This is a genomic window from Staphylococcus agnetis (assembly GCF_002901865.1).
In the GTDB taxonomy this organism is placed as follows: domain Bacteria; phylum Bacillota; class Bacilli; order Staphylococcales; family Staphylococcaceae; genus Staphylococcus; species Staphylococcus agnetis.
The window spans coordinates 1-7,347 of the sequence record NZ_PPQF01000043.1; the positions used below are offsets into that span (position 1 = coordinate 1).

7 protein-coding genes and 1 riboswitch are annotated in these 7,347 nt (G+C 34.4%); all 7 genes read left to right on the top strand.

Translation table 11 applies throughout. The features are described 5' to 3' along the window. Positions 1 to 187: 187 nt before the first annotated feature. The 7 genes from CD172_RS07225 (at position 188) to ribH (ending at position 7,218) form a co-directional block, all read left to right on the top strand. Positions 188 to 412: a hypothetical protein gene (locus CD172_RS07225; RefSeq protein ID WP_037565599.1), complete on the top strand. Its 225-nt coding sequence runs from the start codon at positions 188 to 190 to the stop codon at positions 410 to 412. A 163-nt stretch (positions 413 to 575) separates the two neighbouring features. After that, positions 576 to 1,442 (top strand): peptidoglycan release complex glucosaminidase SagB, encoded by an 867-nt coding sequence (gene sagB / locus CD172_RS07230; protein ID WP_060551292.1) that lies wholly within the window; start codon positions 576 to 578, stop codon positions 1,440 to 1,442. Between the two features lie 317 nt (positions 1,443 to 1,759). After that, the gene (locus tag CD172_RS07235; protein WP_103345930.1) at positions 1,760 to 3,487 is read left to right on the top strand and encodes an FAD/NAD(P)-binding protein; all 1,728 of its coding nucleotides are present in this window, start codon (positions 1,760 to 1,762) and stop codon (positions 3,485 to 3,487) included. Between the two features lie 115 nt (positions 3,488 to 3,602). Then, positions 3,603 to 3,734: riboswitch (FMN riboswitch) on the top strand. A 138-nt stretch (positions 3,735 to 3,872) separates the two neighbouring features. Further along, a complete protein-coding gene (gene ribD, locus CD172_RS07240; protein WP_103345931.1) occupies positions 3,873 to 4,919 on the top strand; it encodes a bifunctional diaminohydroxyphosphoribosylaminopyrimidine deaminase/5-amino-6-(5-phosphoribosylamino)uracil reductase RibD in 1,047 nt (348 codons plus the stop codon). Between the two features lie 4 nt (positions 4,920 to 4,923). Then, positions 4,924 to 5,553 carry a riboflavin synthase gene (locus tag CD172_RS07245; protein WP_103345932.1) on the top strand — a complete coding sequence of 210 codons (630 nt, stop codon included), beginning with the start codon at positions 4,924 to 4,926 and terminating at the stop codon, positions 5,551 to 5,553. 13 nt (positions 5,554 to 5,566) lie between these two features. Further along, on the top strand, positions 5,567 to 6,748 hold the full coding sequence (ribA, locus tag CD172_RS07250) for a GTP cyclohydrolase II (RefSeq protein ID WP_103345933.1): 1,182 nt from the start codon (positions 5,567 to 5,569) through the stop codon (positions 6,746 to 6,748). An 11-nt stretch (positions 6,749 to 6,759) separates the two neighbouring features. Further along, positions 6,760 to 7,218, top strand: coding sequence for a 6,7-dimethyl-8-ribityllumazine synthase (gene ribH, locus CD172_RS07255; protein WP_037565594.1), 459 nt, complete (start codon positions 6,760 to 6,762; stop codon positions 7,216 to 7,218). Positions 7,219 to 7,347: the final 129 nt, after the last annotated feature.

A 7,347-nucleotide genomic window follows, 5' to 3' on the forward strand; every position in this document is an offset into this window, starting at 1 on the left:
AAAATATATATTGACCGGTCATATATAGTCATATCGGTTTAAAATGATTGAGGCACGTGCATTTTTATGATATTTTTAGATTAAATTCAACACTAAAACAATGGTTATGTTAAATTTTTGATATAAAGCGTTATGTTTGTCCGTTTTACGACGTCATTTTATTAAAAAAGACAAAGTGGAGGAATCTATGGACTACGAACATTTAAACTTAGAACATTTCTTTGCACGCAATGATGATTTAGATGTCATTCGTGATCGCGCTAATTTCGTTATGATTAATAATATGACGAAAGAAATGATGTATCGTGATGGTGATATAGAAGGTGCGATTGATTTGACGAAGTACTATTATAAAAATCGCTCTCAAGCAGCAAGTTTTATTATGATGGATTATAACCCACACGAAAAGTAATGAATTTCTTTACATATTCATTACTTTTCTTTTATGAATTCATGACAAGATGTAACTTCAATTGTGTTCGTTCGCTATTGGTGGTAAAATTTGTATTCAAGCGTGAACGTTTAAAAGATGAATGATTTATTCCATTGAAACAACATAATGAAGAGGTGTGTTTATGAGAAAGCACAAACAAGGTTCATTGATTTCTGTAATCGTGTTACTCATTGTAGCGGCAATTGCAGGGTTTTTATTTTTTTCAATGATCAAAGACCAAATTTTCTTTAAATCAGTGAAGCAAGTAGAACGTGTCGAAAAATTAAATGTGACACTTGATCAGGCTGCAAAAAAACAAATTGATAATTATACAAGTCAACAAGTTTCTAATAAAGAACACACGAATTGGCGTGATGCTTCTCCAACTGAAATTCGAGAAGCAATGGATAGTTCAAGGTTTATGGATGATAAAAAACAAAAGTATCAGTTTTTAGATTTGTCTAAGTATCAAGGTATTGATGATAATCGTATTAAAAGAATGTTAATTAATCATCCTACATTGCTCAATCATACAGAAGATTTTCTAAATGCCGCAAAAGCGAAACAAGTGAATGAAGTATACTTAATATCTCATGCCTTACTTGAAACGGGTTCTGTTGCATCAGAACTTTCGAATGGTGTAGAGATAGATGGTAAAAAATATTATAACTTCTATGGTGTAGGTGCGCTTGATGAAGATCCAATAAAAACAGGTGCAGAATATGCTAAGAAAAAAGGATGGGACACACCTGAAAAAGCCATTTATGGTGGGGCAGAATTCATTCATGATCATTATCTAAAAAACCCTGAACAAAACACACTATACAGTATGCGTTGGAATCCTAAAAACCCAGGTGAGCATCAATATGCTACAGATATCAATTGGGCGAAGAGTAACGCAACAATTATGGCTGATTTCTATAAAGATATGAAGACTGAGGGGAAATACTTTAATTGGTATGTCTACAAAGACGATAAGAAACACCAAGATGGTAAAAATCACGAATAATAACAAACCGACTTTCAACATTTGAAGGTCGGTTTTTTATATGGATTAAAGTTAAAACAGCACATAAATTTTACACATGTTGTTATACGTGACATATTATTCGGCTTTATTGTTCTTTCCAAAATAAAAGAAAAACACTACTACGAGAATTAATAATTTAAAACACTTTTTTAGCAAGTGAATCACCTCTAAGATAATGTGGTATAAGTTCATTTATTTTAACATAGAATTTCAATAGTAAAAATTCATTTGATTATTATTAATCTGAGGAAGATTAGGGTAGAATTAAAAGAAAACTTGGAGAAAGGGTGATTAAAATGAGAGTCGCTATTATTGGTATGGGTACAGCTGGCGTGAGTGTATTACGGCATTTAGTGAAGTTTGAAAAGTTTAATCAGTTGGAAGTTGACGTTTATGATAATGATAAAAATATGGGACAAGGAAAACCGTTTCAAGACGATAGTGAAGATTTACTTACTAATGTACCTACCTCTATGATTTCTTTAAATCAAGATAACATTCATGAATTTAAAGAGTGGTATGAAGCACATGATGAATATCAGTATGGAAATGCTGATTATTTACCAAGGTTTGTATTTGGTCATTATATGAAAGACCAACTTGAGACCTTTCATTCCTCTTTTCAAAATATTAATATCATCACGAATGAAGTAACTCAAATGTATATTGAGGAAGCAAATGATGCCATCATACCAAGAACCATTCATATTTGTACTAAAAATGATGAAACAACATGTAAAAAATATGATTATGTCTTTTTAACGATTGGTACTTTAAGTTATAACGATCCATATCATCTCAAAGGCACTAAAAATTATATTCATTCACCTTATCCCGCAAATCGTACATTGGATAATGTCAAAGATACAGATCGAATTGTGATTATAGGTAGCGGTTTAGCAAGTTTAGATGTCATACGCCATACTGTTAAACATCACCAAAATAAACCGATCATTGTAGCCAGTCGAAGTGGTAAAATGCCTAGCGTTCGTGGCGAAATGATTGATATCACATTAAAGTATTTGACGCATGCACAATTTGATACGTTAAAACAAAAACATATGGGCTGTGTTCCATTAGATGAAGCGATTGCTTTATTTAAAAAAGAATGTGAAGCGTTAAATATCCCTTTACAAAGGCTGCTTAAGCGACGTAAATACGATGCGATTCGTGATTTAACTTATGATTTGAATCACCCTCAAGAACTTGGTAAATTTCAAAGTTTACTTGAAGTCATCAAAGAAAATATGGATTGGATTTGGAATAGTTTTAGTCGTGATGATCAAGAACAATTTATTCGTAAATATCAACGTTATATCGTTGAAAACTCAAACCCGATGCCTCGAGAAACTGCGCAGTTAGTGTTAGAAAACATTAAATCCGGCCAAATTCAAATCTATTCAGGTTTAGTAGATTTACGTCATTATTACGGTAAATTTAGACTAAAGTTTAAAAATCAAGATGAAGTGCTAAAAGCAGAGGTTGTCATTAATGCAACTGGTGCAAAAAAACATTTATCTCAATTAGATGATGATGACGCATTATTATTAGATATCGCTAATCGACAAATCATTCAATCGCATCCAATGGGAGGTATACAAATCGTTCCTGCAACAAATGAAGTGATTAGTCCGTTATATGGTACTTTAAATAACTTAAGAGCAATTGGACAAATAACAAATGGCGTAAACTATTATCGTAATGGTATTCCTTCAATCGTTCAACAAGCAGTGCGGTCGGTTCAAAATTTGTACGATACTTTAGAAAAACGTGCTATGACGAATCAAGATGATTATGTAAACCATTCACCGCACTCCAAACAAAATGTCAACGCAACGGAAAATTCAGATACCGCTTTTAAAGAACTTCAAGAAAAAGTCGATGTATCACAAAAGCCAAAACATAAAGACGATAAGAAAAATAAAAAAATAAAAAAAGAAAAAGAAGATAAGAAAAAGAAACATAAGAAAAAACATAAGAAAAAACATAAGAAGAAAAAGAAACATAAGAAAAAGAAAGAGTAAAAACACGCCACTTTATGAATCAAATGATTGTAAAATAAAATATGTTAAGCTAATATAGACTCAAGTGCTTTTATAAGTACTTGAGTATCTTTTTATCTCATTACAATTTCATATTTTATTCTTTCGGGGCTGGGTGAAATTCCCAACCGGCAGTAAAATTAAGCCTGCGACCCATAGTTATTTAACTATGGCTGATCTAGTGCAAATCTAGAGCCGACAGTGAAAGTCTGGATGGGAGGAAGAATAACGCTAACAAACATAACATGTTTATGTTTATTTGCTGATGAAAAATTTATAGAACATCGGTTTATTTTGTGATGTCTATTTTTCATATTACCTTCCACTCGAATCGACAATCGAGTGGTTTTTTTATTGAGGTGAAAGATTGAATAATTATTTAGATAAAGCAATTTCATTAGCACAGATGGTGGAGGGTCAAACTGGTTTAAATCCACCAGTGGGTGCTGTCATTGTTAAAAATGGTCGTATTATAGGTATAGGTGCCCACTTGAAGCAAGGTGAACGTCATGCAGAAATTCAAGCGATAGACATGGCTGGACCAGAGCAAGTGGTAGGGGCAACAATATATGTTTCCTTAGAACCGTGCTCTCATTTTGGAAAAACGCCTCCATGTGCAAAACGTATCATTGATACAGGGATTTCTCATGTCGTTTATGCAGCACGTGATATTACTTTGCCTGCAACGGGTCATCAGATGATGGAACGTGCTGGTGTTAAAGTAACCTATCGTCCGCATCCAGTTGCAGAACAATTATATGCATCTTTTTTCAAAAGTAAACAATTGGAACGACCCATCGTAACTGTAAAAGTAAGCGCGAGTTTGGATGGCAAACAAGCAACAGATCATTTTGAAAGTCAGTGGATAACAAACCCATCTGTAAAGGAAGATGTCTTTAAATTGCGTCATGAACATGATGCGATTATTACAGGTTCAGGTACGCTAAAATATGATAATCCAAGCTTAACAGTGCGACTTGAAGAAGGGCGACATCCGGTTAGAGTGATTCTAACGCGCTCAGGTCAAATTGATTGGAAGTCCAACATGTTTCATGATGGATATGGACCTATCATCATTTATACTGAAAATCATTCATTACAATCTACTTGCTCAAATGTAGAAGTTGTATGCTTAGACAACTGTAATGTAGACAGTGTTTTAAAAGATTTATATTTAAAAGGATTTGGACGTGTTCTTGTCGAAGCAGGTCCAAAGGTTACCTCTCAATTTTTATCATCTAAATTGATAACGCATTTTATTTTATATTTAGCCCCGAAATTAATAGGTGGACAAGGCTTAAATCAGTTTTATCAAACCGAATCGGTGTTTAAGCTTAGTGATACCCACCAATTTGAAATTGTTGAGACATCATTAATAGATACTAATGTGAAAATACTCATGAAAAGGAAGTGACAACATGTTCACAGGTATCATTGAAGAGGTCGGAACAATTCTTTCTATCCGCAAACAAAATCCCACAACACAACTGACCATATCATGTTCTAAAATTCTAAATGATATGTCAATTGGTGACTCGATCAGTGTGAATGGTACATGTTTAACTGTAACCACTTATAATGACCACAGCTTTAGTGTGGACGTTATTCTTGGAACGGAAAATAAAACCTATTTAGGTCAACTTAAAGTTGGTGACCGTGTGAATCTTGAACGTGCGTTACTTGCTACAGGACGACTTGGAGGACATTTTGTTCAAGGTCATGTAGATGGTAAAGGCAAAATTTTACACATACAAAAGTCTGCCAATGAATGGATTTATACCATCGAGGCGCCTCAAGTCATTATGGCTCAAATGATCCAACAAGGTTCAATTGCGGTTGATGGTATTAGTTTAACTGTATTTGAAAAACATCAATCCAGTTTTAACATTCATCTCATTCCTGAAACACGTCAAGCAACAACGTTATCTCAAAAAAAACAAGGTGATGAAGTGCATTTAGAAACGGATATGTTGTTTAAGTATGTTCAGGCACTCAACACTAACAAAAAAACGCTTGCTATCGATGATTTGTTAAAAGCGGGATTTTAATGGAGGGGTAAGGATGAAATTTGATTCAATTGCGCTAGCATTAGAAGAATTAAAAAAGGGTAAGCCTATTATCGTTTTAGATGATGAAAATCGTGAAAATGAAGGTGACTTAGTTGCAGTAACAGAATGGATGCAAGACGATACCATCAACTTTATGGCCAAAAATGGCCGTGGATTGATCTGTGCGCCTATTTCGAAAGAGATTGCAACTCAAGCAGGTTTAAACCCTATGGTCTATGAAAATAATGATCCTCACAAAACAGCATTTACGCAAAGTATCGACCATGTGTCATCAACAACGGGAATCAGCGCTTTCGAGCGTACTCAAACGGCACGTGCACTCATTCAAGCTGGGATGAATGAACGTACGTTTAACCAACCAGGTCACATTTTTCCATTAATTGCTAAAGACAACGGTGTACTTGCACGGCGAGGACATACAGAAGCGGCTGTCGATTTAGCGTTATTAACTAATGCCAAACCAGCAGGCGTCATATGTGAAATTATGAATGAAGACGGCACAATGGCTCGAGGAGAGCAATTACAAGATTTTAAAGAAAAACACCAATTAAAGATGATTACGATTGAGGCGTTAGTGTCTTATATCAAAGTTAATCGTAAATTAATTAAACAAGAAGCAAAAGTGAAGTTACCGACACGATATGGCACGTTTGACATGATTGGCTTCACATCAGAATTTGATGGTCAAGAACATTTAGCAATTATCAAAGGGGAAATCCAACCTGAGATGAACGTGCGAATTCATTCAGCATGTGCAACAGGTGATATCTTTCATAGTGAACGATGTGATTGTGGTGAACAACTTGAAAAAGCCATGCAGTATATTCATGAACATGGTGGGATTATTTTATATTTGCCTCAAGAAGGTCGAGGCATTGGATTAATGAATAAATTAAAAGCATACGAATTAATTGAACAAGGATACAACACAGTCACAGCAAATGAAGCGCTCGGTTTTGAACCGGATTTAAGAGATTATGATATTGCTGCGCAAATGTTGAAACATTTAGGAGTGTCCTCAGTCAACTTATTAAGTAACAATCCAGAAAAATTTGAGGGATTAAAAAAATATCACATTGATATAACTGGGCGTGTACCTTTAATCACATGTGAAAATGAGAATAACCATGATTATTTAGAAGTTAAAAAAACACAAATGGGACATTTAATATAGGAGGAATCGAAATGAAATTTGAAGGTCAGTTAATTGGAGAAGGTTTAAAAATTGGAATTGTAGTGAGTCGTTTCAATGATTTTATTACGAGTCGTCTGGTTGAAGGGGCAAATGATGCACTAATACGACATCAAGTCAATGAAGCGGATATTGATATTGCTTATGTACCTGGCGCTTTTGAACTCCCTATAGTAGCTAAAAAAATGGCTCAGTCAGGTAAATATGATGCGATTATTACTTTAGGTTGTGTGATTAGAGGTGCAACAACACATTACGATTATGTTTGTAACGAAGCGGCAAAAGGAATTGCTAAAGCAAGTGATGATTCGGGTATTCCTGTGATATTTGGAGTTGTAACGACTGAAAATATTGAACAAGCGATTGAACGCGCTGGTACAAAAGCAGGGAATAAAGGCGCAGAAGTAGCTGTAGGAGCTATTGAAATGGCAAACTTACTTAAGGCACTATAACGTGCTCAACACAATGTAGGAAAAATAAACTGGGGCTGGGACATAATTCTCAGCCAAAAAAAAGAATCGATTAGGTAAAATCATTTTTACTCAATCGATTCTTTTTATATATTATTTTAAAAAAATAAA